General features: G+C 62.7%; 24 protein-coding genes. 6 read left to right on the top strand and 18 right to left on the bottom strand.

The window, feature by feature from the left end; all coding sequences use genetic code 11:
• Positions 1-48: 48 nt before the first annotated feature.
• Together ABCW43_RS28230 and ABCW43_RS28225 are read left to right on the top strand one after the other, a co-directional pair.
• Entirely contained in the window at positions 49-804 is a 756-nt protein-coding gene (locus tag ABCW43_RS28230) for a helix-turn-helix domain-containing protein (protein ID WP_345930652.1), read from the top strand.
• 11 nt (positions 805-815) lie between these two features.
• Entirely contained in the window at positions 816-2,738 is a 1,923-nt protein-coding gene (locus tag ABCW43_RS28225; protein WP_345930651.1) for a hybrid sensor histidine kinase/response regulator, read from the top strand.
• Positions 2,739-2,792: 54 nt separating this feature from the next.
• Here ABCW43_RS28225 and ABCW43_RS28220 read toward each other — a convergent pair whose 3' ends face one another.
• The 5 genes from ABCW43_RS28220 to ccoG form a co-directional block, all read right to left on the bottom strand.
• On the bottom strand, positions 2,793-3,194 hold the full coding sequence (locus ABCW43_RS28220) for a VOC family protein (protein WP_080955874.1): 402 nt from the start codon (positions 3,192-3,194) through the stop codon (positions 2,793-2,795).
• Positions 3,195-3,388: 194 nt separating this feature from the next.
• On the bottom strand, positions 3,389-3,535 hold the full coding sequence (ccoS, locus tag ABCW43_RS28215) for a cbb3-type cytochrome oxidase assembly protein CcoS (protein WP_345930650.1): 147 nt from the start codon (positions 3,533-3,535) through the stop codon (positions 3,389-3,391).
• On the bottom strand, positions 3,532-5,823 hold the full coding sequence (locus ABCW43_RS28210) for a cation-translocating P-type ATPase (RefSeq protein WP_345930649.1): 2,292 nt from the start codon (positions 5,821-5,823) through the stop codon (positions 3,532-3,534). Before ABCW43_RS28210 ends, ccoS begins: the two co-directional genes overlap by 4 nt.
• Positions 5,820-6,329 carry a FixH family protein gene (locus ABCW43_RS28205; protein WP_345930648.1) on the bottom strand — a complete coding sequence of 170 codons (510 nt, stop codon included), beginning with the start codon at positions 6,327-6,329 and terminating at the stop codon, positions 5,820-5,822. Before ABCW43_RS28205 ends, ABCW43_RS28210 begins: the two co-directional genes overlap by 4 nt.
• Positions 6,326-7,906 (bottom strand): cytochrome c oxidase accessory protein CcoG, encoded by a 1,581-nt coding sequence (ccoG, locus tag ABCW43_RS28200; protein WP_345930647.1) that lies wholly within the window; start codon positions 7,904-7,906, stop codon positions 6,326-6,328. The genes ABCW43_RS28205 and ccoG overlap by 4 nt, the downstream gene beginning before the upstream one ends.
• A gap of 142 nt (positions 7,907-8,048) precedes the next feature.
• Between ccoG and ABCW43_RS28195 the strand changes: the two genes are divergently transcribed.
• Both ABCW43_RS28195 and ABCW43_RS28190 read left to right on the top strand, forming a co-directional pair.
• Positions 8,049-8,333 carry a hypothetical protein gene (locus ABCW43_RS28195; RefSeq protein ID WP_345930646.1) on the top strand — a complete coding sequence of 95 codons (285 nt, stop codon included), beginning with the start codon at positions 8,049-8,051 and terminating at the stop codon, positions 8,331-8,333.
• Positions 8,323-8,739 carry a type II toxin-antitoxin system VapC family toxin gene (locus tag ABCW43_RS28190; RefSeq protein ID WP_345930645.1) on the top strand — a complete coding sequence of 139 codons (417 nt, stop codon included), beginning with the start codon at positions 8,323-8,325 and terminating at the stop codon, positions 8,737-8,739. The genes ABCW43_RS28195 and ABCW43_RS28190 overlap by 11 nt, the downstream gene beginning before the upstream one ends.
• Here ABCW43_RS28190 and ccoP read toward each other — a convergent pair whose 3' ends face one another.
• The 8 genes from ccoP to ABCW43_RS28150 all read right to left on the bottom strand — a co-directional run bounded on the left by ccoP (position 8,740) and on the right by ABCW43_RS28150 (position 16,101).
• A complete protein-coding gene (gene ccoP, locus ABCW43_RS28185) occupies positions 8,740-9,603 on the bottom strand; it encodes a cytochrome-c oxidase, cbb3-type subunit III (RefSeq protein ID WP_345930691.1) in 864 nt (287 codons plus the stop codon).
• A gap of 17 nt (positions 9,604-9,620) precedes the next feature.
• The gene (locus ABCW43_RS28180) at positions 9,621-9,773 is read right to left on the bottom strand and encodes a CcoQ/FixQ family Cbb3-type cytochrome c oxidase assembly chaperone (RefSeq protein ID WP_007762698.1); all 153 of its coding nucleotides are present in this window, start codon (positions 9,771-9,773) and stop codon (positions 9,621-9,623) included.
• Between the two features lie 12 nt (positions 9,774-9,785).
• Complete coding sequence (gene ccoO / locus ABCW43_RS28175; RefSeq protein WP_345930644.1) at positions 9,786-10,517, bottom strand: cytochrome-c oxidase, cbb3-type subunit II; 732 nt, start codon at positions 10,515-10,517, stop codon at positions 9,786-9,788.
• A gap of 12 nt (positions 10,518-10,529) precedes the next feature.
• Entirely contained in the window at positions 10,530-12,155 is a 1,626-nt protein-coding gene (gene ccoN, locus ABCW43_RS28170; RefSeq protein WP_345930643.1) for a cytochrome-c oxidase, cbb3-type subunit I, read from the bottom strand.
• Positions 12,156-12,292: 137 nt separating this feature from the next.
• Positions 12,293-13,351, bottom strand: coding sequence for an ABC transporter ATP-binding protein (locus ABCW43_RS28165; RefSeq protein WP_345930642.1), 1,059 nt, complete (start codon positions 13,349-13,351; stop codon positions 12,293-12,295).
• A gap of 6 nt (positions 13,352-13,357) precedes the next feature.
• Complete coding sequence (locus tag ABCW43_RS28160) at positions 13,358-14,149, bottom strand: ABC transporter permease (RefSeq protein ID WP_037086550.1); 792 nt, start codon at positions 14,147-14,149, stop codon at positions 13,358-13,360.
• Positions 14,146-14,970: an ABC transporter permease gene (locus ABCW43_RS28155; protein WP_345930641.1), complete on the bottom strand. Its 825-nt coding sequence runs from the start codon at positions 14,968-14,970 to the stop codon at positions 14,146-14,148. The genes ABCW43_RS28160 and ABCW43_RS28155 overlap by 4 nt, the downstream gene beginning before the upstream one ends.
• Before the next feature lie 90 nt (positions 14,971-15,060).
• Positions 15,061-16,101 carry an ABC transporter substrate-binding protein gene (locus tag ABCW43_RS28150; protein ID WP_345930640.1) on the bottom strand — a complete coding sequence of 347 codons (1,041 nt, stop codon included), beginning with the start codon at positions 16,099-16,101 and terminating at the stop codon, positions 15,061-15,063.
• 270 nt (positions 16,102-16,371) lie between these two features.
• Between ABCW43_RS28150 and ABCW43_RS28145 the strand changes: the two genes are divergently transcribed.
• Both ABCW43_RS28145 and ABCW43_RS28140 read left to right on the top strand, forming a co-directional pair.
• The gene (locus ABCW43_RS28145) at positions 16,372-18,246 is read left to right on the top strand and encodes an adenine deaminase (protein ID WP_445739019.1); all 1,875 of its coding nucleotides are present in this window, start codon (positions 16,372-16,374) and stop codon (positions 18,244-18,246) included.
• Between the two features lie 118 nt (positions 18,247-18,364).
• Positions 18,365-19,468 (top strand): NADH:flavin oxidoreductase/NADH oxidase, encoded by a 1,104-nt coding sequence (locus ABCW43_RS28140; protein WP_345930638.1) that lies wholly within the window; start codon positions 18,365-18,367, stop codon positions 19,466-19,468.
• 6 nt (positions 19,469-19,474) lie between these two features.
• Here the strand turns inward: ABCW43_RS28140 and ABCW43_RS28135 are convergent, their stop codons facing one another.
• The 5 genes from ABCW43_RS28135 to ABCW43_RS28115 are packed head-to-tail and all read right to left on the bottom strand — an operon-like array spanning position 19,475 to position 23,028.
• Positions 19,475-19,978 (bottom strand): hypothetical protein, encoded by a 504-nt coding sequence (locus tag ABCW43_RS28135; RefSeq protein ID WP_345930637.1) that lies wholly within the window; start codon positions 19,976-19,978, stop codon positions 19,475-19,477.
• Positions 19,975-20,595 (bottom strand): hypothetical protein, encoded by a 621-nt coding sequence (locus ABCW43_RS28130; protein ID WP_345930636.1) that lies wholly within the window; start codon positions 20,593-20,595, stop codon positions 19,975-19,977. The genes ABCW43_RS28135 and ABCW43_RS28130 overlap by 4 nt, the downstream gene beginning before the upstream one ends.
• Positions 20,595-21,209 carry a hypothetical protein gene (locus tag ABCW43_RS28125; protein WP_345930635.1) on the bottom strand — a complete coding sequence of 205 codons (615 nt, stop codon included), beginning with the start codon at positions 21,207-21,209 and terminating at the stop codon, positions 20,595-20,597. Before ABCW43_RS28125 ends, ABCW43_RS28130 begins: the two co-directional genes overlap by 1 nt.
• Positions 21,206-21,967 carry an ABC transporter ATP-binding protein gene (locus ABCW43_RS28120; RefSeq protein ID WP_345930634.1) on the bottom strand — a complete coding sequence of 254 codons (762 nt, stop codon included), beginning with the start codon at positions 21,965-21,967 and terminating at the stop codon, positions 21,206-21,208. Before ABCW43_RS28120 ends, ABCW43_RS28125 begins: the two co-directional genes overlap by 4 nt.
• On the bottom strand, positions 21,964-23,028 hold the full coding sequence (locus ABCW43_RS28115) for a FecCD family ABC transporter permease (protein WP_345930633.1): 1,065 nt from the start codon (positions 23,026-23,028) through the stop codon (positions 21,964-21,966). Before ABCW43_RS28115 ends, ABCW43_RS28120 begins: the two co-directional genes overlap by 4 nt.
• Positions 23,029-23,030 lie beyond the last annotated feature (2 nt).

Genomic DNA, 23,030 nt, shown 5'->3' with positions numbered 1-23,030 from the left:
TACCGGGATTCGGTCAACTGCCTCTACCAAACGGATAGGGGCAGTTTCATGTTTGTCACGGATTATGCGAAGACCTTCAACGCCGCAGCAGCAGGACCGCTCGGCGAACCGGATTGTCTGCATTCGCTGTTCACGAAGCAGCCGGTGGAATATCTCACGGCCGGCCAGGCCCTGTTCTTCGAGGGCGACGAGGCCAAGCATATTTTCGAAGTGATGGAGGGGACACTGCGGGTTTTCCGGATCATTTCGGACGGACGGCGGGTCATAACAGGATTTTTGCATGCCGGCGACATGATCGGCGTTTCGTTCCGGGACCACTATATCTACACCGCCGAAGCCATCACCACAGCGAAGGTCCGCAGGCTGGCGCGTCGGCAATTCGAGGCAGCCGTCATCAATTCCGAAAGCCTGAGGCCCAAGGTCTTTGCCCGGGTCTGCGACGAAATGGCCGCAGCCCAGGACCAGATGGTGCTCCTGTCGAGCAAGAGCGCGGAAGAGCGGCTCTGCACCTTCCTTCTGAGATACCTGAGGCGCGCAATGGCCGAAGGCAATGGGCAACCGGTGGTCGATCTCTCGATGAGCCGGCAGGACATGGCCGACTATCTCGGACTGACGATCGAGACCGTTTCCCGTACTATCACCAGGCTTATCGGCAAAGGCGTGCTGAATGTTCTGGACCCGGCCGCCCGTCATTCCATAAGAATCGAACGACCGGGGATGCTTGCGCAACTCGCCGGAGACGACGATGACTGTGGAGACATGCGGCGCGACCTGATTGCTCTTGGCGAGCGACGGCGCCATTAGACGGAACGGACATGATCGGCAAGACAAGACCCGAAGCCACGACGGAAAGCCAACTCGATGCCGTCACTCTTCTTCTCGACGACGCCAACCTCATCGCCCACGACGCGGACGGCATCATCAGCCGCTGGACGAGCGGCTGCGAGCAGCTTTACGGCTGGCGACGGGAGGAAGCTCTCGGAAGGGTCGTCCATGATCTTCTGGCGACTCAGTTTCCCGAGCCGCTCGATGAGATCCGCCGTCAGGTCCAGATCTATCAGAACTGGCAGGGAGAGGTCGTCCATCGCCACAAGCATGGTCACCCCGTCGTCGTGGCAACCCGCTGGGTGGCCGTCGATCCGGCGAGCTCCGGGCCTTCGATCATCATCCAAACGAACAACGATATCACCGAGATGAAAAGGGTGCAGAACGATCTTGCCGAACGCGAAGCGCATCTGCGCTCCATTCTGGACACCGTGCCGGAATCGATGATCGTCATCGACGAGGCTGGCTGCATTTCCTCCTTCAGCGCCGCAGCGGAACAGCTTTTCGGCTACTCGTCCGACGAAGTCTGCGGGCAGAATGTGAAAATGCTGATGCCATCGCCCGACCGCGACGCCCATGACGGATATATCTCGCGCTATCTCACCACGGGCGAACGCCGGATCATCGGCTACGGCCGCGTTGTGACCGGGCAGCGCAAGGACAAAAGCACATTTCCGATGGAGCTTTCGGTCGGCGAGGCCATCACCAACGGAAAACGCATCTTTACCGGCTTTGTCCGCGACCTCACCAGCCGTCACAAGATCGAAGAAGAGCTGCGCCAGGCCCAGAAGATGGAAGCAATCGGCCAGTTGACCGGTGGACTGGCGCACGATTTCAACAATCTTCTCACCATCATCAGCGGCAATCTGGAGATGATCGAGAACAAGCTCGCGGATACGGCGTTGCTCGACCTACTGCACGAAGCGCAGGGCGCGGCGGAAGACGGCGCCAAGCTTACCGGCCAGCTCCTCGCCTTCGGACGGCGCCAGCCGCTCAACCCGAAGCTCGCGGATGTCGGTAATCTCGTCTCCGGCTTCTCGGAGCTTCTGCGGCGAACACTCGGCGAAACGATCGAGCTTCGCACCACCGTGACCGGTATTTCCACCGAAGCGCTGGTCGATGCATCGCAGCTCCAGAACGCACTTCTCAACCTGACGCTCAATGCCCGAGATGCGATGCCGCGTGGCGGCAAGCTGACGATCGAGATCTCCCGCGTCAGGCTGGATGTCGACTATGCGCAGATGTATCCCGATGTCCGCACCGGTGATTTCGTGCTGATCTCCGTCACCGATACGGGCATCGGCATGTCGCCCGACGTCAAGGACAAGGCCTTCGAGCCCTTCTTCACCACCAAGGGCCTGGGCGCCGGAACGGGCCTCGGCCTCAGCATGGTCTACGGTTTCGCCAAGCAGTCCGGCGGGCATATCCAGCTCTATAGCGAGCCGGGACAGGGCACGAGCGTCAGAATTTTCCTGCCGGTGGCGCACAAGACGGAGGCGGCGGGTCCGCTTGCCGTCGAGGCTGGCTCGAAGCAGGCCACCATTCCCGGCGGCACCGAAAAGATCCTCGTCGTCGAGGACGACCCGCGGGTCCGGCGCATTGCCGTTTCCCGGCTTACGCAACTCGGCTACGGAGTCATTGAGGCCTCGAACGGCCAGGAAGCGCTGGACCAACTCGGCCAGCACGACGGCATCCACCTTCTTTTCACCGATATCGTGATGCCGGGCGGAATGACCGGCGACGAACTGGCAGCCGAAGTGCGCGCCAGACGCCCCGGCATGAAGGTATTGTTCACCTCCGGCTATGCCGAACCGGCCATCGCCGGGCGCGAACTCGCCCAATCCGGTAGCTGGCTAAAGAAACCCTACACCGCAAGGGAGCTCGCGGTGCGGCTACGCGAACTGCTGGACTGAGTGGGTTTCAAAAGGGCTGCATCTGCGGCCAGCGCCTCAGATTCTGCCGAAAGTTCAAAGTTTCTGCGAACTCCCTGAAGGGCCTAGCCTTTGTGGTTCACCGATCTCTATTGCGTGTCCGTCGGGATCATAAAAGCGGAAGACTCGCTGTCCCCAAGCTTGCCGCTCTACCGGATGGATCAATTCCACATGCGGCGCGATGTTTTCGAAGGCCGCATCGACATCCTCATGTTCGAAATATAGCAACAAATTTCTCCGTCCATAGGGTTCCTTCGCAACAGAGTCATCCCGCCAAATCGTTTGCTCGAGCGAACTCCCTTCATGGATTGCAAAACCAGTTTCGAAGAGTACGCAATCTCCGAAATCCTCCAGTATCCTCAGCCCGAGCCTGTCCTGGTAAAACGCTTTCGAGTGATTTATGTCACGGACGAAAGGAATGGGATTGATAAAACGCATCGAATTCCTTTCGTGAAGGTCGCCGTCCTTGCAGCGCAGATGCCGTTTGCTGGCAGTTCAACCAAAAGAATGCCTCACGACAGTGCTCTCGGCAAGAAAACCGCCGGCGACGCCCATTCCTGAGACTTTGAGAGCGAGCGCGGTATGCGGTCTGGCGCCCGTATTCGGCGCCGAAGCTTGTCGGAGGCCACCGGCTAGTCCGGCGGATCGTCCCGCAGCACGCGCCAGGAGGCGCCTTCGAGATCGTCGTACTGGCCGCTCTTCAACGACCAGAGAAAGGCGAAGAGGCCAAGCCCCCCGAGGAAAAGCGCAATCGGGATGAGGTAGATGAGCATGTTCATGCGACGCGGGCCTCACTAGGCGGAAATTTTGCTTCACCATGGCTTCCCGCCGCATCGGCCTCGTCGGCGCTTCCCGATCCGCTGAGCCGCAGGGCGTTGGCGACAACGATGATCGACGACGTGGACATGGCAACGGCGGCAATCAGCGGCGTCGCATAACCGGCAAGCGCGATCGGCACGGCGATGACATTGTAGCCGATGGCGAGCGCGAAATTTTCGCGGATCAGCCGGCCCGCACGCCGCGATATATCGATCGCCAGCGGCACTGCTTCGAGGCTGTCGCGCATGAACACGAAGTCGGCGGCCTGGCGGCCGACATCCGCCGCTGTCGCCGGCGCGATCGAAACATGCGCTGCGGCAAGCGCCGGCGCATCGTTGATGCCGTCGCCGACCATCAGCACCTTGCGGCCGCTCGCCGCCAGCGACGTGCAGAACTCCGCCTTCTGTTTCGGCGAAAGCTCCGCCTGCCAATGTTCGACGCCGAGGCGGGTCGCGAGATCGGCAACTACCCGGCGCCTGTCGCCGGAGAGGATACCGGTCTCGAAACCGCCGGCGGCAAGGGATGCCGTCGCGGCCTGCGCGCCGGGGCGCAGCGAATCGTCGAAGCGGAAGGTGGCGATCTCCTCGGCGTCGAGCGAAAGAACCGTTTCCGTCACGCTATTGCCCGGGCTTCCGTCGTCCGGCACGGACAAGGCGAAGCGCCGGTTGCCGAGGCGATAGATGCCTGCCGGCGCTGCCGCTTCGAGGCCCCGACCCGGGATTTCGGTGACCGTTTCGAAGACCGCGACTGGGCCGGATACCGCCAGCGCGAGCGCCTGCGAGAGAGGGTGGCGTGAATGGACGGCAAGGCCGGCGGCCAAAGCGAGCTGCTTCCTGTCGAACCGCTCCGCATCCAGCAGCCGGGGCCGCCCGAGGGTCAGCGTGCCGGTCTTGTCGAAAAGCACGGTATCGATTTCGGCAAGCCGCTCCATGGCCGAACCGTCCTTGACCATGATGCCGTTCCTGAACAGCCGGCCGGCTGCGACGACCTGCACCACGGGCACGGCGAGGCCGAGCGCGCAGGGGCAGGTGATGATCAGCACGGCGATGGCCACCAGCATCGCGTGTTTCCAGTCACCACCGATGAAGCCCCAGGCGAGAAAGGCGGCGAGCGCCAGGAAGTGGACGGCCGGAGAATAATATTGGGCCGCGCGATCGGCGATCCGGCGGTAACGCGCCCGCCCGCCCTCGGCCGCTTCCATCAGCGAAATGACTTCGGACAGGAAGGAATCCTTGGCGGCGGCCGTCGCCTTCAGCACCAGCGAGCCGGTGAGGCTGAGCGTCCCGGCCTGTATCACATCGCCGACCCTGACCGGCCTTGGTGCGCTTTCGCCGTTGACGATCGATACATCGATATCGCTTGCCCCGCTTTCGACGAAGCCATCGACCGGCACCCGCTCACCGGCGGCGATCGCCACCCGGTCTCCGGGCCGGATTTCGTCCACGGGGCGATATTCACGCGAGCCTTCCGGACCTATGACGGTGGCGCCGCGGGGCGACAGGCGCGCAAGGCCGCTGATCGCGGCCCGCGCCCGGTCGCGCATGATGTGGTCCAGCGTGCGGCCGATCAGCAGGAAAAACAACAGCGAGACGGTCGCATCGAACCAGGCGTGTTCGCCGTGATGCATGGTTTCCCAGAGCGACACCGCGTATGACAGCGTGATGGCGAGCGCGATCGGTACGTCCATGTTGGTGCGGCCGCGGCGAAGCGCATTCCAGGCAGACTGATAGAAGAAACGGCCGCCATAGATCAGCGCCGGCGCGGCGATCAGCGCCGATATCCAATGGAACATGTCACGCGTCGAGGCATCGGCGCCCGACCAGACGGAGACCGAGAGCAGCATGATGTTGGCTGCCGCAAAGCCGCAGAGGGCGACGGCGCGGATCAGGTCGCGCTGCAGCTTCTCGCCGACTTCCTCGGCATTCGAAAAAAGATGTGCATCGTAACCGGTGGCATCGACGATGGCCCTGACCAGCTCGACCGGATCCGTGGCGTCGTCTCCGGTCTTTTCCCGCCAGACGATCGAGACGCGTTTGGTGGACAGATTGACCCGTGCCCGCTCTACCGACGGCAGCGCATTGAGCGCCTTTTCGATCGCCGCGATGCAGGTGCCGCAATGGACCTGCGGGACGCTGAGATCGGTCTGGCGCAGCCCCGGCGAGATCGTCCGGCTGGACAGCGTCAGCTCCTCGGACGAGGGAAGCGGGCGATCCAGATACCCTTCCGTTCCAGGCGCGCAGCAGCTCATTCCGCGCTCCTCAAGACGGCGATGCGTTCGGCCTGATGCAGGATGCGCTTGCCGTTCCGGATGGCGCTCGCATCGACGATCCAGTGGCCCGGCAGGATTTCATGGGTGGCCGTGAAGATCCCCTTGCCAACGGGAATCAGGTCGAGTTCGAAATCCTGATGTTCACCGACCGGCCGCTTGAACCTGAGCGTCAGCATATCGGCCGTCACCGGCCCCTCTTTCGGGTGGAAGACCTCGTAGCGAACCTCGGAGCCCGTGACGGTGATACGGCCGGTGACGCCCGTGGCCGTCAGGGTCCGCGCCTCGGCCGCCTTGCCGTTGAACTGCTGGCTGGCGACATAGGTGTTTTCCGCCACCAGCCCGCTCCAGCTGATGACCGCGTTGTAGGCCATGTAGAAATTGACCGAGATGATGGTGCCGAAAAAGAGCACCAGCACGCCGAGCATATGCCAGCCGGTGAAGACGAAGGGTTTTGCTGGGATTGCGTTCATTTTCGTCGGGCTCATTTTCTGGCTCCCGGGGTGTTGAAGACCGCTGAATAGCTGTCCTTTTCATGGCTCGACCGGTCTTCGGCAATGAAGTGGAAATCGACGGCCTCGGAGGAAACGGCATCCTTGGGCAGGGTCACGAAGACCTTCAAGGCAAGCGTCTTGTCAGGCTCCACCTGCACCGCGAAGAGACGGCCCGGAACATCCGTGACGCCCGAGATCTTCATCGTCGCTTCGGGCAGGCCTTCCATCGAGACCATGATCGTGCGCGGCTCCGGGATCATGTTGAGCAGCCGGATCGTGTAGCCGTTGCGGATGGAACCGTCCGATTCCAGGACGAATTGCGGATTACGATCATGGAGAACATTGACCTCCAACCGGTCTCGCGACAGGAGCGCGAAGACGAGGCCGAGGCCGACCGCCGACCAGACGCCGAGATAGATCAGAGTGCGGGCCCTGAAGATCACCCTCCAGTCGAAGTGGCGGACCTTGTCGATGAAGGAGCCGTCCGGATTGCGCACCTGCGCCGGGTCGATCGCCGTCGTGCCGCCGTTTGTCGCGAGCGCCATGTTCGTCTCGTACTCGTCGAGCGTCGCATAGGCGATCAGGCCGCGCGGCTTGCCGATCTTGTCCATCACGCCGTCGCAGGCGTCGATGCAGAGCGCGCAGGTGATGCAGGCCATCTGCTGCCCCTCGCGGATGTCGATGCCCATGGGACAGACCGCCACGCAGGCGTTGCAATCGACACAATCGCCGACCGGCTGTCCGGTTGCTAGCGCCTTCTTTGCATGGCGGCTGCGCGGCTCGCCGCGCCAGTCGTTATAAGTGACGACCAGCGAGCTCTCGTCCACCATTGCGGCCTGGATGCGCGGCCAGGGGCACATGTAGATGCAGACCTGTTCGCGCATCAACCCGCCGAGCAGATAGGTCGTCGCTGTCAGAACTGCCACGGTCGAATAGGCGACCAGCGCCGCTTGACCCGTGACGAAATCGAAGGCGAGCGAGGGCGCATCGGCAAAATAGAAGATCCAGGCGCCGCCCGTCGCGACCGCGATCGCCAGCCACGTGGCGTGTTTGGTGACCCGCTTCCAGAGCTTGCTGAGGCTCCAGGGCGCGGCATCGAGCTTGATGCGGGCATTGCGGTCACCCTCGATGAAGCGCTCGACGACCAGGAAGAGATCGACCCAGACCGTCTGCGGACAGGTGTAACCGCACCAGGCACGGCCGACGGCCGAGGTCACCAGGAAAAGGCCGAAACCGGCCATGACCAGAAGCCCGGCAACGTAGAAAAATTCCTGCGGCCAGATCTCGATGAAGAAGAAATAGAAACGGCGGTTTGCGAGGTCGACGAGCACCGCCTGGTCGGGTGCGAAGGGGCCGCGGTCCCAGCGGATCCAGGGAGTGAGGTAATAGATGCCAAGAGTGATCAGCATCACCAGCCACTTGAAGCGGCGGAACCGCCCTTCGGCTCGTTTCGGAAATATCTTCTTGCGCTTCTCGTAAAGCGGCTGGCCCGGAGAATGCACGGGCTGGACATCGATGCGTTCGACGGACGATCCGTTCTGCTCCAGGTGGGAGGCTGTGTAGAGATTCATTGGCCAATCCTTTGTGACCATATTCTCGCACCGGGGCAGGCAATCTCCCTTGACCAAAGTCAACCGGGCGAGGGAGCAGACCGCGACATTCTGGCGGGGACATGCAAAATGCACTATTGTCGTCCGTAACCGGGAGAAGACCATGGGCCTGCACAAGCTGGAAATCGAAGTGGACGACGAGATGCTGTCGCGGATTGATGCCGCCGCCGCTCGTATCAATCGTTCACGTGCAGAGGTCGTCGTCGAGAAGCTGAAAGACCTTCCCCCAACCATCGACGCGCAGGATCGGTCGGCTATAGAGAGACGGCTGGCTTTCCTCCGCGAAATGTCTGCGCGGATCGATGCGCTGGGACGTCCCGGCCGATCCGCGGAAGAGATCGATCGCCAAATCCGCGAATTCCGCGAAGATCGAAAATATGACCAGTAAGGTCTATGTCGACAGCAATGTCCTGATCTACTACGTCGATGGCTCGCCCGAGTTCAAATCCCTGGCTGAAAACGCCGTAATGGCCTTCATCAGAAGTGAATGGAGGCTATTTTCCAGCGAGATCACGTTGGGGGAATGCCTGCGCGGGGTACCTCGCGATGCCCCGGATGTCTCCGCCGTTTTCGTCGCCATTTTGAGCAATGCCGAGTTTATCTCGCTCGAGCCTGTCAGTCTGGCTCTCATCAAACGCGCTGCCGAACTCGGTGTTGAGTTCAACATGAAGCTCATAGACGCCATCCACGTCGCTACCGCCGAAGCTTTGCAATGCCACGTCTTCCTGACGAACGACCGGGGCATTCGTGCCCCGGCCAGTATCGAACTGCGGTATCTCTCGGGAGAAGCCTGATCACTCCCCGCCGCCCAGCGAGTGGATGTAGACAGCGAGCTGCTTGACGGCCACGTCGCCGAGGCGGGCTTCCCAGGCAGGCATGACACCGTGTTTCGGGCTCTGGATTTGCCTGGCAATATCCGCTTCGCCATGGACCTTCAGCCAGATGGCGTCGGCAAGGCTCGGCCCACCAAGGTCGCGGTTGCCCTCGGCCTTTTCGCCATGGCAGGAGACGCAGTTGTCGGCGAAGAGCTGTTTTCCGGCGTCGATCATCGACGGGTCGCGCGGGGTTCCGGTAAGGCTCACCACATAGGCGGCGACCTGGCGCACCTCGTCCGGCTTCAGCATATCCGTGAAGGCCGGCATTTCGGAGATGCGGGTCTCCCCGTCGGCGGGATCACGGATGCCATGGGCGATCGTCTGGTAGAGGGCGTTGATATCACCGCCCCAAAGCCAGTCGTCGTCGTTGAGGTTGGGGTATCCCCGTCCGCCGGCCGCACCCGTGCCGTGACATGGGGTGCAGTTGACACGGAAGGCAGCGGCGCCGCCTGCGGTTGCGAATTGGCTGAGCTGTGGATCGGCGACGATCTCCTCCAGCGACGAACCGGAGATTTTCTCCAGGATGCCGCCCTGGGCGATCTTGGCACCATCGAGATCTGCCGTAAGCTCGGCACGGCTCGAATATCCGAGCAGGCCTTTCGTCGCGTCGGTCAGCAGCGGGATGGACGGATAAGCGATCGCATAACCGATCGACCACAGGATGCAGGCATAGAATGTCCAGAGCCACCAGCGCGGCAGCGGGTTGTTGAGTTCGCGGATGCCGTCCCACTCGTGGCCGGTGGTCTCAACGCCGCTCAGTTGGTCGATATGTTTTTCCGCCATATGTTTTCCTGGCATGTTCAATCCTCCTTCAGAGGGATCCGGGCGGCCTCATCTGCAGAGGCTTTCGCGCCGGGGCGCAAGGTGAAGACGAGAACGCCGAGGAAGAACAGGGTCATGGCGAGCAGGCCCCAGCTATCGGCGAAATGGCGCATGGCCGTGTAGAATTCCATGGCTTTTCCTCCTCAGCGGTAACCGGCGGCATCGTCATAGGTCGAGAAATCGACCAGCGTGCCGAGCATCTGCAGATAGGCGACCAGTGCATCCATCTCGGTGAGGCTCTGGGCGTTGCCGTCGAAATCGCCGACCTTGGCCTTGGGATACCGGGCCAGCAGGCCGGACGTGTCGGCATTCGGATCGGCCTGGGCCGAAAGATCCGCCTTGGCGCTCGCCACCATCTCGTCCGAATAGGGGACGCCGACGGCGCGGCTCGCCTTCAAGCCCATGGAAACGTCGGTGATCTTGAGCGGCGTCTCCTTGAGGAAGGCGTAGCTCGGCATCACCGATTCCGGCACGACATCGCGTGGTTCGATCAGGTGCTGGACGTGCCATTCGTTGGAATAGCGGTCACCGACGCGGGCGAGATCCGGGCCCGTGCGCTTCGATCCCCACTGGAACGGATGGTCGTACATGGATTCGGCCGCCAGACTGTAGTGACCGTAGCGCTCCACCTCGTCGCGGAAGGGGCGGATCATCTGGCTATGGCAGACATAACAGCCTTCGCGGATGTAGATATCGCGCCCGGCAAGCTCGAGCGGCGAGTAGGGCCGCATGCCTTCCACCTTCTCGATGGTGTTTTCGAGATAGAAGAGTGGTGCGATTTCCACGATGCCGCCGATCGAGACGACGAGCAGCGAGCCGACCAGGAGCAGGGTCGCATTGCGTTCGATGTAGTGGTGTTTGTCGAGAATGGACATGGATGTCCCTCCTTATTCGGCCGGCTGGAGAGCGGCGGGGGAAGCATCACCCCGAACCCGCTCCTGCCGTTGGTAACCGAGGATGGTCATGGTGACGTTGAAGGCCATGATGAGCCCGCCGGCGAGGTACATGGCGCCGCCTACCGCACGCAGCAGGTAGTAAGGGAACATGGCCGCGACCGTTTCCGCGAAGGAATAGACGAGGAAGCCCTGGTTGTCGTATTCGCGCCACATCAGGCCCTGCTGGACGCCGGCAACCCACATGACGGCGGCGTAGACGACGATGCCGAGGGTGGCGAGCCAGAAGTGCCAGTTGACGAGGTCGAGACTGTAGAGGCGCTCGCGGTTCCAGAGCTTTGGCGTCATGTAGTAGACCGCGCCGAAGCTGATCATGCCAACCCAGCCGAGCGCACCGGAATGCACGTGGCCGATCGTCCAGTCCGTATAGTGGCTGAGCGAGTTGACCGCCTTGATCGACATCATCGGACCTTCGAAGGTCGACATGCCATAGAAGGCGATGGCGATGATCATCATGCGGACGATCGGATCGGTGCGGATCTTGTCCCAGGCGCCCGAGAGCGTCATCAGTCCGTTGATCATGCCGCCCCAGGAGGGCATCCAGAGCATGATGGAGAAGACCATGCCCAGCGTCTGGGCCCAATCGGGCAGCGCGGTATAGTGCAGGTGGTGCGGACCGGCCCAGATATAGAGGAAGATCAGCGCCCAGAAGTGGATGATCGACAGCCGGTAGGAATAGACCGGGCGATTGACCTGCTTCGGCACGAAATAATACATCATCCCGAGGAAGCCCGCGGTCAGGAAGAAACCGACCGCGTTATGCCCGTACCACCATTGGGTCAGCGCATCCTGCACGCCCGAAAAGGCCGAATAGCTCTTCACGCCGAGGAAGGAGACCGGGACGGCCAGGTTGTTCACCACATGCAGCATGGCGATGGTCACGATGAAGGCGAGATAGAACCAGTTCGCCACGTAGATGTGCGGCTCCTTGCGCATCAGGATCGTGCCGAGGAAGACGGCGAGATAGGCGACCCAGACGACCGTCAGGAAGAGGTCCACATACCATTCCGGCTCGGCATATTCGCGCGCCTGGGTGATGCCGAGCAGATAGCCGGTCGCCGCCATGACGATGAAGAGCTGGTAGCCCCAGAACACGTACCAAGCGAGGTTGCCGCCGAAAAGGCGGGCCCGACAGGTGCGCTGGACCACATAAAAGGACGTGGTGATCAGTGCATTGCCGCCGAAGGCGAAGACGACAGCCGAGGTATGCAGCGGCCGCAGGCGGCCGAAATTGAACCAGGGTTCGATGTTCAGGTCCGGGAAGGCAAGCTGGAGTGCGACGACGACGCCGACCAGGAAACCAACGACGCCCCAGAAGACCGTGGCGATGGTGCCGTATTTGACCACCTCGTCGAAATATTCAGATTTTGCCGGCGGGCGCACCGCGAATCTTTGCGGCGCGAAGGAAGCCTTGCGCAGCAAAACGACCGTGCTGAGCAACAGCACGAAGAATAGGACCCACATGTGGGCCGCAAACAGGCTGTCATGGGCATAGGCGGCTGCGAGCAACGCCAGGAAGGTGCCGATCGCCAGCCAAATTGTTTCTGAGACGTAATTCATGGTCTTTAGCCTCACAGCGCAACTACGCTGCCGGTTGAAGGATTGTGACCATGATGTGCTGACATACGGACCGCTTCGGGGGTTTGACTTGCGTCAACGCCCCCGGCAAACGGCTCTGTGCTTGTGCTATTTCCGGCTCAGTCTTCCGGACCGAGGATGCAGCACTGTTCCGGCAGCGGGGTAAGGACCGCCTGGGCGCCGGCATCCAACGGGTCGGAAAGCGGACCGTTGGCAGTGATTTCGCCCGCGGCCGTTTCGCATTTGTATTGATAGGCCCGGCCGAGATAGGTGCGCGTCCCAAGCACCGCCGGAATGCCTTCGCCCTCGCGGCGGACAGCAAGCCCGTCGGCGCGGCAGGCCAGAATGAAATCATCCTTGATCGGGCCGAACAGGTCCTGGGAAAGATGAAGCCGCGTGCCGCCGGCAGCTTCAGCCGTGACGATTGCCGCCTGGCGCTCGACGACCTTCATGGGGATCAGGTTTTCGAAACCCACGAAGCGGGCGACGAAGGCGCTGGCCGGCTTCTGGTAGAGCACTTCCGGCGTATCGAGCTGCAGGATGCGGCCGGCATTCATGATCGCGACGCGGTCGGAGATCGAAAACGCTTCTTCCTGATCGTGGGTGACGTAGAGCGACGTGGTGCCGTTGGCGCGCTGGAGCTGGCGGATCTCGACGCGCATGTCGATCCTGAGCTTTGCATCGAGATTGGAGAGCGGTTCGTCGAACATCAGGAGCGGCGGCTCGATGACCAGGGCACGGGCGAGCGCGACGCGCTGTTTCTGGCCGCCGGACAGGGCGGCGGGCAGGCGGTCGGCGAGCGGCGCAAGCCCGACGCGGTCGAGCATCGCCGCCGCGCGTTTCGTGCGGTCCGGCTTCGCAAGGCCGCGTTGCTTCAGGCCGAAGGCAACATTCTCCAGCACGGTCAGATGCGGAAAAAGCGCGTAGTTCTGAAAGACGAGGCCGATATCGCGGGAATGGGCGGGCAGCGTCGTCAGGTCGCGGTCGCCGAGCCGAATCCGGCCGCCGGTCGGCTGCAGGAAGCCCGCCACGAGGCGCAGCGTCGTCGTCTTGCCGCAGCCGCTGGAACCAAGCAGGGATACGAGTTCGCCCGCCGCGACGGAGATTGACAGGTCCTTCAGAACCTGGGTGGTTCCGTAATGGGCGGAGAGGTTTTCGATGGTGAGGGATACGGTCAAGGGAACCTACTTGGTCAAAAATGTAAGGCCGAGCGTCGCTTCGACGATCGCCATGACGCCGACGGTCACGAGCATCAGGAGCACGGAAACGGAAGCGATCGTCGGGTCGAAAAACTGCTCCATATGCGCCAGAATCTGGATCGGCAGGGTCGAAATGCCCGGGCCGGTCAGGAAGACGGAGACCGAGACGTCGTTGATGGAGGTGATGAAGGCGAGGATGAAGGCCGCGATGACGCCGGCACGGATGTTCGGCAGCACCACGGTCATGAAGGTTTTCAGCGGCGGGCAGCCGAGGCTTCTCGCGGCTTCCTCGATCGAGAAATCGAAGGAGGCGAGGCTGGCACCGACGACGCGCACCGAATAGGGCAGGATCAGCAGCGCATGGCCGACAACGAGGCTGATGAAGACCGGCAGGCCGAGGCCTATGGTGATCGACTTCAGGAGCGCGAAACCGAAGACGATTTCCGGCACCAGGATCGGCAGCACGAACAGCGTCGATAGCCAACGGGGCAACTCGACCCGATAACGATTGAGTGCGTAAGCGGCCGGAATGCCGATCAGCAGCGACAGGCCGGTGCCGAGAAGCGCCACCTGCAGGCTGGTGATCGCCGTGCGGCGAAAGGCCTCCATCTGGAAGATGTTGGCGAACCAGCGCAGCGTCAGCCCCTGCGGCGGAAAGGTCAGGAATGTCGTGTCGCTGAGGGCAGAGCCGACAATGATGACCAGCGGCGCGAGCAGGAAGAAGAAGACGAGAATGGCGAAAGCGCCGAGAAGGGGGTGAATGCGCGTCGCCATCAGACTGCCATCGGGTTAAGCCGGCGTGCCATGCGGCTCATGATGAACACGACGCCGATGGTTATGACCACCATGATGGCGGCGATCGTAGACGCGCCGACCCAGTCGAAGGTCACCATGGCGCGCTGGTAGAGGAATGTGCCCATCATCATCTGCTTTTCACCGCCGAGGAGCTGGGGGGTCGCATAGGAGGTGAAGCTGCCGGTAAAGACCAGCACCGCGCCGACGATGAGGCCCGGGGCCGCAAGCGGCAGGATGACCTGAAGGAATGTCGGGATCGGCCGGGCGCCGAGCGAGGCGGCTGCTTCGATAAGGTCACGCGGGATTCCCTCCAGCACGCCGACCAAGGTCAGGATCATCAGCGGCACGAACAGATAGACCATCGCGACGATGACGGAGCCTTGCGTGTACAGCATCGACAGGGGCTCGCCGATCAGGCCGGCCCACATCAGGAAACTGTTGATGATGCCATTCTTGCCGAGGATGATCAGCCAGGCGAAGGAACGGACGACGACGCCGGTCAGCAGCGGAAAGACCGCGGCGACGATCATGATGCTTTTCAGGCGTCCCGGCATCTGGGCGATGACGTATGCCGTGATGAAGCCGACTACGAGAGCGATCGCCGTGGTGACAAGGGCGATCTGCAGGGTGCGGTAGAGGACGGCCATGCGGAAGCCGCTCTTGAAGAAAGCCGTATAGGTGGAAAACGGACCGCCCGCCTCGCCGAATGTGGTGGCGATCGTCAGCACGACGGGGATGACCAGAAGCAGGACAACGGCGATCGTCGCCGGCATCGTCAAACCCCATCTGGCAAGCTTGTTCATCGACAGTCTCTTTCAAAGGCAGGAGCGCCGCGTTGATAGCGGCGCTCCGTTCTCACTTCAACCATGTCGCCAATCGGGCAACGTCCGGGATTACTTGCCGAAAACTTCGTTCCAGCGGTCGATCCAGTCGGTCTTGGCGGCGTTCATCTTGGCATAATCGACACGGCTGAGGCTCGCAACCTGGTCGGCGCCGTAGGTCCAGATCTTCGCCTGGTCCGGGGTGAGCACGACCTTGGTGGAGATCGGCGCATCGACGCCCTGTTCGGCTTCCTTCTGCTGCACGTCCTTGGACAGGATGAAGTTGATGAACTGGTGGGCCAGCTCAACATTCGTCGAACCCTTCGGGATGTTGACGGTGTTCAGCGTGGCGATATCGCCGTCCTTGAGCTTCGCCCAGGTCATCGTCTTGACCGCCGCCTGCATCGAGGCGAGCGTGAAGTCCTGGCCGATCGCGACGCGAACTTCGCCGGTCGAGATCAGGTTCACCAGTTCCGAACCGGTATTGTAGTTCTTCACGACGTTCGGCTTCAGGGCCTCGACGGCTTCGAACGCCTTGTCGGTCGCGGTATAAGGATCGACGCCGGCATGTTTGCCGGCCTGCACCACGACCATCGGGCCGGCCGTGGTGGTGATGCCCGGCAGCGAGATCGAGCCCTTCAGGTCCGGCCGCCACAGGTCGCTCCAGGAGGTGATCGGCGGGTTGACCTTGGCCGAGTCGTAAACGAGGCCGATGCGGCCGATCGTGTAGGCCGGGCCGTATTTGCCCTGCGGCGCGCGGCCGAGTTCGTAGATTTCGGAAAGGTTCGGGATCTTCGCCGGATCGACCGGCTGGAACAGGCCCTGTTCGATGCCGAGCTGCGAGAAGCTGTCGGTCAGGTAGATGACGTCGACACCCTTGCCGTCGCGCAGCTTCAGCTTGTTGAGGCGGTCGGCATTGTTGCCGGTTTCGAAGACGATGTCGCAGCCGCAGATCTTCTTGAACGGATCGATGATGTTGGCGGTCATCTTCTCGCCGTTGTAGCCCCACCAGGAAATGGTGAGCGTCTTCGACTGGGCGCTTGCCGTCGCCGTGCCGCCGAGCGTCGCCAGGAGAGCAAGGGTTGCCAATTGGGTGAAACGAGTGGCCTTCATGAGGCGTGTCCTTTTTTCGAAAAGCGGCGTTGATGCTCCCCTGGGGCACCCCCGGGAATTGGGGGCGATACTATTTTTTGAACGGTCCGGCTGCAAGCCCAATTATTAGGCATAGGCGACCAAAGAACCAAATTTCTTTAGGCTTGAAATATCTTATACTACAGGTTGATTTCGGACCGAAGGTGATAAGCAATGCACGGTTTGCGATGGTTTACACCCCCGGGCATCGTCTTTAGGGTCCGGCGATCCGAACCGACAGGCATTCTCCCGATGACAGTTTCCCCGCCCCTCCCCGACGACCTGCTGATCAACGCGACGGATGAAGTCCGCATTCGCCAGGATCTGGTGCTGACGGCGCTCGGCAAACGGCCGGCGGACCGGCTGTTGAGGGTTGGCAGATTGCTCGACGTCCACAGCAGGACATGGCTCGATGACCAGGAGATCGTCATCAAGGGACGGCGGATCGCCTATGTCGGCCCGGCCGGCAGCTATGCGGGCGAGGTGGCGGAACGTTGCCATGAGCCCGACCTTTCCGCAGTGCCGGGTTTCGGCGAGGCGCACAAGCATATCGAGAGTTCCCACCTGACGCCGGAATGGGAAGCTGCGCTCGTCATGCCGCACGGGGTCACCTGGACCTGCGAGGCGAGCCACGAGTTCTCGAACGTCAACGGCGCCCGCAACCTGGAATTCTGGCTTGAAGCGCGCCGCCGCGGCTCGCCGATGAAGATCTTTCCGCTCCCCGGCTCGGCGGTGCCGCCGACAGCCTATGAATGGGGCGGCGGGTATTTCGGTCATGACGAGCAGAAGCAGTTCATGCGCGAAAGCCTGATGGTCGCCGGTCTCGACGAGGTAATGGACTGGCCGTCGATCTCCGATCCCTCAAACCCCTCCTATGACCGACTGTGGGGCATGATCGGCGCCACCTTCGAGAGCCGCGGCGTGGTCGAGGGGCATGGCGCTGGCTTGCGCGACCTGCCGTCGATCAACGCCTTTGCCGCCGCCGGCCTTGCCTCCGATCATGAAGGCTGGTTCCTGGAGGAGATCTGGCAGAAGCTGCAGCATGGGCTGTTCATCGAACTCCGGCCGCATTCGCTGCCGGAGGTCATTCGCGGCTTGATCGACAAGAACCTCGCCGACTGGTCGCAAGTGGCTTTCGTCACCGACGACCGCAGTGCCTCCGACACGCTGAAGATAGGCGCCACCGATTACAACGGGCGCCTCGCGATCGAGAACGGGCTTGCGCCGGAAATCGCCATCCAGTGCGTGACGCTCAACCCCGCGCGCCATATGCGGTTGACGCCGTGGGTCGGATCGATCGCACCGGGCCGGTTTGCGGATATCGTCCTGCTGGACGACGTACAGAAACTGTCGATCGCCAAGGTCTGGGCCGATGGAAGGCAAGCTTCAGAAGGCAAAAGCTTCATCGGTGTACGCCCGCAAATCGACTGGCCGGAATGGGCGACGAAGACGGTGAAGATCGACCGGCAGGTGACCGCCGCCGATTTTCGCATTGAGGCACCGGCGGATCGGGCCGCCGCGAATGCCGCGCTGCTGCGGCCCTTCCACTGGTCGGACGAATTCATCACCATGGAACTGTCGGTCGAGGACGGCGCAGTGCAGCGCGACCAAGGCCGCAACGTCACCAAATTCTCGATCGTCGACCGGTTCTCCGGCGAGGCCAGGGTCTCAAAGATGTTCTGGCTTGGCACCGGACCGCGCACGCCGGACACCGCGCTCGGCTCGACGCTCGGTCATGACAAGCATAATATCTGGGTGGTCGGCTCCTCCGACGAGGCAATGGCGATGGTCGCCAATGCGCTCAATGAACAGCAGGGCGGATGGGTACTGGTGTCAGGTGGCAAGGTGATCGCCCGCGTCCACTACGAGGTCGGCGGGCTGATGACGGCGCGGCCGGCAGAAGAACTCGATGCGGAAATGCAGGCGCTCTACAAGGCCGGCGAGACGATCGACTGGATGTACGAGCCGACATTTTCGCCGCGCTGGTGGCCGGGCTTCCCGGAACGGCTGTCGTTTGCGACACTCACCTGCTCACCCTGGCGCTGGGTGCTGGTGGCGCCGTCGGAACGGGCGCCGGACGGGTTTGTCAACGTGCTCACCGGCGAGACGCATCCGGTCGTCTGGTGAGCGGCGCTCGCATCAGCGTGACTTGAAGCACCGGGCGCGATTTGCCACAAAGCCGGAACCGGTCCCGGCGCAACCCATCCTCCCTTTCGGCGCCACCGATCGCGCAAAGGAATCCGCCATGGCCCAACCGACACTTTTCACGCCCCTTCGTGTCCGCAATCTGGATCTCTCGAACCGCATCGTCATCGCACCCATGTGCCAGTACTCGGCCGAGGACGGCTGCATGACCGATTGGCACCTCATCCATCTCGGCCAGCTAGCGCTCTCAGGTGCAGCGCTTCTGACGATCGAGGCGACCGGGGTCACTCCCGAAGGCCGCATCACCTATGCGGATGTCGGGCTTTACGACGATGCCACCGAGAGGGCTATGGCGCGCACGATCGACAGCATCCGCAAATGGTCGGACATGCCGACTTCCGTGCAACTCGCCCATGCCGGTCGCAAGGCCTCGACCGACAAGCCCTGGTTCGGCGGTGCCCAAATCGCTCCGGATCATGCAAACGGCTGGCAGACCGAGTCGGCCTCGGCGATCCCGTTCAATCCGAAATACGTGCCGCCGGTCGCGCTCGACAGGCAAGGTCTGAAAAAGGTTCGTGACGCCTTTGCGGCTTCCGCTGCGCGGGCCGCAAGGATCGGGCTCGATGCGATCCAGATCCATGCGGCGCATGGCTACCTGCTGCACCAGTTCCTGTCGCCGCTGTCCAACCAGCGCACGGACGAATATGGCGGGTCGCTGGAAAACCGCATGCGCTTTCCGCTGGAAGTTTTTGACGCGGTGCGCCAGGCCTTTCCGTCAGACAAGGCGGTCACGGTGCGCGTCTCGGCGACCGACTGGGTCGAGGGCGGTCTCGACATCGATCAGACCGTCGCTTTTGCCCAGGTGCTGGACGAAAAGGGCTGCGACGCCATTCACGTCTCAAGCGGCGGGCTGCATATAGAGCAGAAAATCCCGCTCGGCCCGAACTATCAGGTGCCGCTGGCGCGCGCCGTCAAGGCTGCGGTGAAGATGCCGGTCGTGGCGGTTGGGCTGATTACCGAACCGACGCAGGCGGAAGCGATCGTTTCGACGGGCGATGCCGATATCGTCGCGATCGCCCGCGCGGTGCTCTACGATCCGCGCTGGCCCTGGCATGCTGCAGCGGAACTCGGCGCCCAGGTGAAGCCGGCACCGCAATATCTCCGCTGCCAGCCGTCACAGTTCAGGAACCTGTTTACCGCCTGACGAGGCTCAGGCCTCTTCGTAGACCGCGTCGGCCGGCAGCGCCAGCAGCCGGTCGGCCATTTCCTGCTTCAGCCAAACCAGGCGGTCCTCTTCGGCCGGCGTCCGGTCAGGTTTGCGGCTGACGGTAATGAACTCGTCGCGGACATGGCCTTCCTTAAGCTGCAGCGTCACCGTCTTGCCGCGATAGCTGAGCTCAAAGACGTAGCGTTCGAGAATATTGCCGCGCTCCGGCTTTTCGAGCCCGTGGTCGACCGTATAGCGGCCTTCGGTCAGGCCGCGCGTCACCATTTCGAACGCATCCCGGCCGCCAGGACCGCGGAACGCGGTGCGGATGACGATCTCGCGGCGCTCCGGCGGACTGTCGGGGCTCAGCAAAGGCATGGCGCGCTGCATCACCTTGAAGGCATGGGCGACACCGCCCGGGAAGCCGAAGCCGTGGAAATGCATCATGTCCGCATAGGTGTAGGAGAGCGGCTTGCCGTCTTCGAGAACGTCGATTTTGTCGGTCATTTTGTCCTTGCTCCGTCCAGCTCTTCCCGCATCCAGGGCAAAAAGCCGTCCAGGAAGCGCGTCGTCGCCGGCATGAAATGTGACCCGTGATGAAAGCACGGGTCGAGGCTGGTGATGATCATGCGGCCGGGCGTCGTCACCTCGTCCACATAGAGAATGGGTTTGCCCTCGCCGTCGACGGCGAGCACGTCCGCACCTTGCGGTGGATCGAACCAGCCGTGCAGGTGCCAGGTGAGGTCGTCCTGACCGAGATGGCGGAACAGCGAATGATCGGGGGAGGCGATGCGGACGCCGAGATCGGCACCGGGCGTCAGCCACCACCACCAGTTCGTCGGCTGCGGCGTGAAGGTTATGCCCGGAAGGAAGACGTCCCAGTTCGTCTCGCCGGTGGCGACGATCGTGCCGCCCTGGTCGAGATAGGCGCGCAGCTGGGCTGCATACGGCGCCAGCCGATCGGCCGGCGTGCGGCAAGGGACGAAGACGACGGCATGTTCGCCGAGGTCCACGGAGGGAAGGTCTTCCGGCCGCACGAGCGTATCGAAGTGGTGAGCGTAGCGCGGTGCCTCGAGCGTTTCGATATGGTAATAGGCGCCAGGATGGATCGCGAGAATGCTCATCAGTTCAGCTCCCCGGAAAGCCAGGCGGCGGCGCGGCTCGCCAACTGCTTTTTGATTTCGGGATCGTCGCCGCAGCCCCAGAATTCGTTGCCGGCGTGGGAGAGGAATTCGCCGCCCTGCGGCCTGGACCATACCCAATCGACCGGGACTTTTGCCGGGCCGAGCGCGTTGATGACGACGGCACCCTCCGGCGGCGGATTGTGGCCGCGGCCGTAAAAGCCGGCTACCCCATGGTTCGTTTCCAGCATCTTCTGGTCGATGCCGGCGAAGATCGGATGTTCGCAGAGCCGGGTCTGCACGAAGTCCACCCGCTTCGGGTTCTCGATCGGCCGGTAGATGCCGAACTCGGCCAATATCGGGCGCAGGATATGGCCGTGATAGATCCACCGGCCGCCGCGATCGAGGAAAGCGGCGGCATCGGCCGCGAAACGCTGGAAGCCGACCTGGTCGAGATGGGTAGTGGTGATCAGCCCTCGGGCCGTCGCGAAATCGTCGCCGGTCAGCTCCATCTCGCGCACGATTCTCATGAGACCGGAGGCGATGACATCGCCGAACAGCGGCGCGGTCATCGAGTACGGCTCCTGGTAATGCGACTGGATCATCAGGATGGTCATGCGGCACGGATTCCTGCAAAGGCGGGCAGAACGGCCCGATGGGTTTCGCCGGAGGGACCAGCCAGTTCGACGACGCGCATCGGCACGCCGTAAAGGTTTTCCAGGTGCCTCGGCGTGATTGCCTCGGCGACCGGGCCGAACAACGGCGGCTGGCCGTCCGGCATCATCAGCAACGCATCGTCCGCGGACGAAAGCGCGTGGTTCGGATCGTGCGTGGTGAAGACGATCGCCTTGTCACGCGGCTGGCGCAGCGTGTTGAGCAGCGTCAATAGCCGTTCCTGGTTATGCAGATCGAGCGCCGCGGCCGGTTCGTCGAGGACCAGCACCTGCGAGCCCGTGGCAATCGCACGGGCGAGAAGCACCAACTGGCGCTCACCGCCGGAGAGGCGATCGAAATAATGATCGGCGAAGCGGGCGGCACCGGCCCGTTCCAGCGCCGAATGAGCTATTCTGAAATCCTCCGGCCCCGGCTGGCCGAAAATCCCGAGGTGGGCGGCGCGGCCCATGACGGCAACATCGAGCGCGCGGTAACGCTGGTTGCTGGAGCCGGTCTGCGGCACATAACCGACAATATCGGGGGCGACCTTGCGGCCGGCATCAAGCGGCTGGAAACCGAGCATGGCTTTCAGTGTCGTCGTCTTGCCGCGGCCGTTCGGGCCGAGGATGGCGAGCGTGCGGCCGACGGGAACCACGAAACTCAAGGCTTCGATGATGGTGCGTGACCCGAAGCGGACGGTGGCGTCCTCGAGGCCGATCATGAGCCGTTCCTTTCGCGGTAGTGATTGCGCAGCAGCAGCGCGAAGATCGGCGCGCCGACCAGGGCGGTAATGACGCCGAGCGGGATTTCCGCGGCGGTCGCGGTGCGGGCGAGCGTATCGATGATCACCATGAAGCCGGCGCCGAGCACGACCGAGGCCGGCAGCAGCGCGCGATGGTCGTGGCCGACCAGCAGGCGGCAGGCATGCGGAATGACGATGCCGATCCAGCCGATAATGCCGGAAACCGCCACCTGGCTGCCGACGATGACGGCGATCAGCCCGAAGACCAGCCAGCGCTCGCGGCTCGTCCTGGCGCCAAGGCTCTGGGCTTCCGCTTCGTCCAACGACAGGATGTTAAGCCGGAAGCGTAGCATCCAGAGGAGCACGCCGCCGATGATGAGGCCGGGCGCTGCAATCAGGGTGCGCTCCCAAGTGGCGGTCGCGAAGGATCCCATCAGCCAGTAAACGATCGCCGGAAGCGAGGTGTTCGGGTCGGCGACGAATTGCAGCAGCGAGACGACTGCGGAGAACATCGAGCTGACCACGAGGCCGGAAAGGATCACGGTGATCGTCTCGCTGCGGCCGTTGATGCGCGAGATCAGGCCGACGAGGATCACCGCCGCCATGCCGGAGATGAACACCATGGAGATCAGCGGGAAACCCCAAATGCCGAGCATGATGCCGAGCGCACCGCCGAAGGCCGCTCCCTGCGAGATGCCGAGGATATCCGGCGAGACCAGCGGATTGCGGAAAACGCCCTGCAGTGCCGCACCCGAGAGGGCGAGCCCGGCACCGGCGAGCGCTGCCAGCACGACCCGAGGTGCCCGGACCAGAAGTACGATGCGCTCCTCGATCGTGGTGAGTTCCCGCCACGGGTCGGTCGCGCCGAGCCAGATCAGCTCCAGCGCCCGCGTGGCCGGAACCGAGAAGCGGCCGACGCAGAGGCTGACCACGAAAGCGACCGCAAACAGCGCCAGCAGCCCTGCGAAGACCAGGGTCTGCCGTGCCAAGTGCGCCCGGCGGACCATCGGAGCCGCCTCGTCCTGCGTCAACGCCGCCATGA

The organism is Neorhizobium tunisiense, assembly GCF_039631515.1.
Taxonomy (GTDB): domain Bacteria; phylum Pseudomonadota; class Alphaproteobacteria; order Rhizobiales; family Rhizobiaceae; genus Neorhizobium.
This window is presented reverse-complemented; position numbering and strand designations above follow the sequence as displayed.

Coding starts and splice junctions, on each gene's coding strand:
- ccoO (WP_345930644.1), bottom strand. CDS start 10,517: ATGTCCATTCTCGACAAACACCACTACATCGAACGCAATGCGACCCTG.
- ABCW43_RS28125 (WP_345930635.1), bottom strand. CDS start 21,209: ATGACCATCCTGATGATCCAGTCGCATTACCAGGAGCCGTACTCGATG.
- ABCW43_RS28190 (WP_345930645.1), top strand. CDS start 8,323: ATGACCAGTAAGGTCTATGTCGACAGCAATGTCCTGATCTACTACGTC.
- ABCW43_RS28205 (WP_345930648.1), bottom strand. CDS start 6,329: ATGAGCCCGACGAAAATGAACGCAATCCCAGCAAAACCCTTCGTCTTC.
- ABCW43_RS28130 (WP_345930636.1), bottom strand. CDS start 20,595: ATGAGCATTCTCGCGATCCATCCTGGCGCCTATTACCATATCGAAACG.
- ABCW43_RS28230 (WP_345930652.1), top strand. CDS start 49: ATGTTTGTCACGGATTATGCGAAGACCTTCAACGCCGCAGCAGCAGGA.
- ABCW43_RS28155 (WP_345930641.1), bottom strand. CDS start 14,970: ATGAACAAGCTTGCCAGATGGGGTTTGACGATGCCGGCGACGATCGCC.
- ccoN (WP_345930643.1), bottom strand. CDS start 12,155: ATGAATTACGTCTCAGAAACAATTTGGCTGGCGATCGGCACCTTCCTG.
- ABCW43_RS28140 (WP_345930638.1), top strand. CDS start 18,365: ATGGCCCAACCGACACTTTTCACGCCCCTTCGTGTCCGCAATCTGGAT.
- ABCW43_RS28220 (WP_080955874.1), bottom strand. CDS start 3,194: ATGCGTTTTATCAATCCCATTCCTTTCGTCCGTGACATAAATCACTCG.
- ABCW43_RS28145 (WP_445739019.1), top strand. CDS start 16,372: ATGACAGTTTCCCCGCCCCTCCCCGACGACCTGCTGATCAACGCGACG.
- ccoP (WP_345930691.1), bottom strand. CDS start 9,603: ATGGCGGAAAAACATATCGACCAACTGAGCGGCGTTGAGACCACCGGC.
- ccoS (WP_345930650.1), bottom strand. CDS start 3,535: ATGAACATGCTCATCTACCTCATCCCGATTGCGCTTTTCCTCGGGGGG.
- ABCW43_RS28180 (WP_007762698.1), bottom strand. CDS start 9,773: ATGGAATTCTACACGGCCATGCGCCATTTCGCCGATAGCTGGGGCCTG.
- ABCW43_RS28195 (WP_345930646.1), top strand. CDS start 8,049: ATGGGCCTGCACAAGCTGGAAATCGAAGTGGACGACGAGATGCTGTCG.
- ABCW43_RS28115 (WP_345930633.1), bottom strand. CDS start 23,028: ATGGCGGCGTTGACGCAGGACGAGGCGGCTCCGATGGTCCGCCGGGCG.
- ABCW43_RS28210 (WP_345930649.1), bottom strand. CDS start 5,823: ATGAGCTGCTGCGCGCCTGGAACGGAAGGGTATCTGGATCGCCCGCTT.
- ABCW43_RS28135 (WP_345930637.1), bottom strand. CDS start 19,978: ATGACCGACAAAATCGACGTTCTCGAAGACGGCAAGCCGCTCTCCTAC.
- ABCW43_RS28150 (WP_345930640.1), bottom strand. CDS start 16,101: ATGAAGGCCACTCGTTTCACCCAATTGGCAACCCTTGCTCTCCTGGCG.
- ABCW43_RS28120 (WP_345930634.1), bottom strand. CDS start 21,967: ATGATCGGCCTCGAGGACGCCACCGTCCGCTTCGGGTCACGCACCATC.
- ABCW43_RS28225 (WP_345930651.1), top strand. CDS start 816: ATGATCGGCAAGACAAGACCCGAAGCCACGACGGAAAGCCAACTCGAT.
- ccoG (WP_345930647.1), bottom strand. CDS start 7,906: ATGAATCTCTACACAGCCTCCCACCTGGAGCAGAACGGATCGTCCGTC.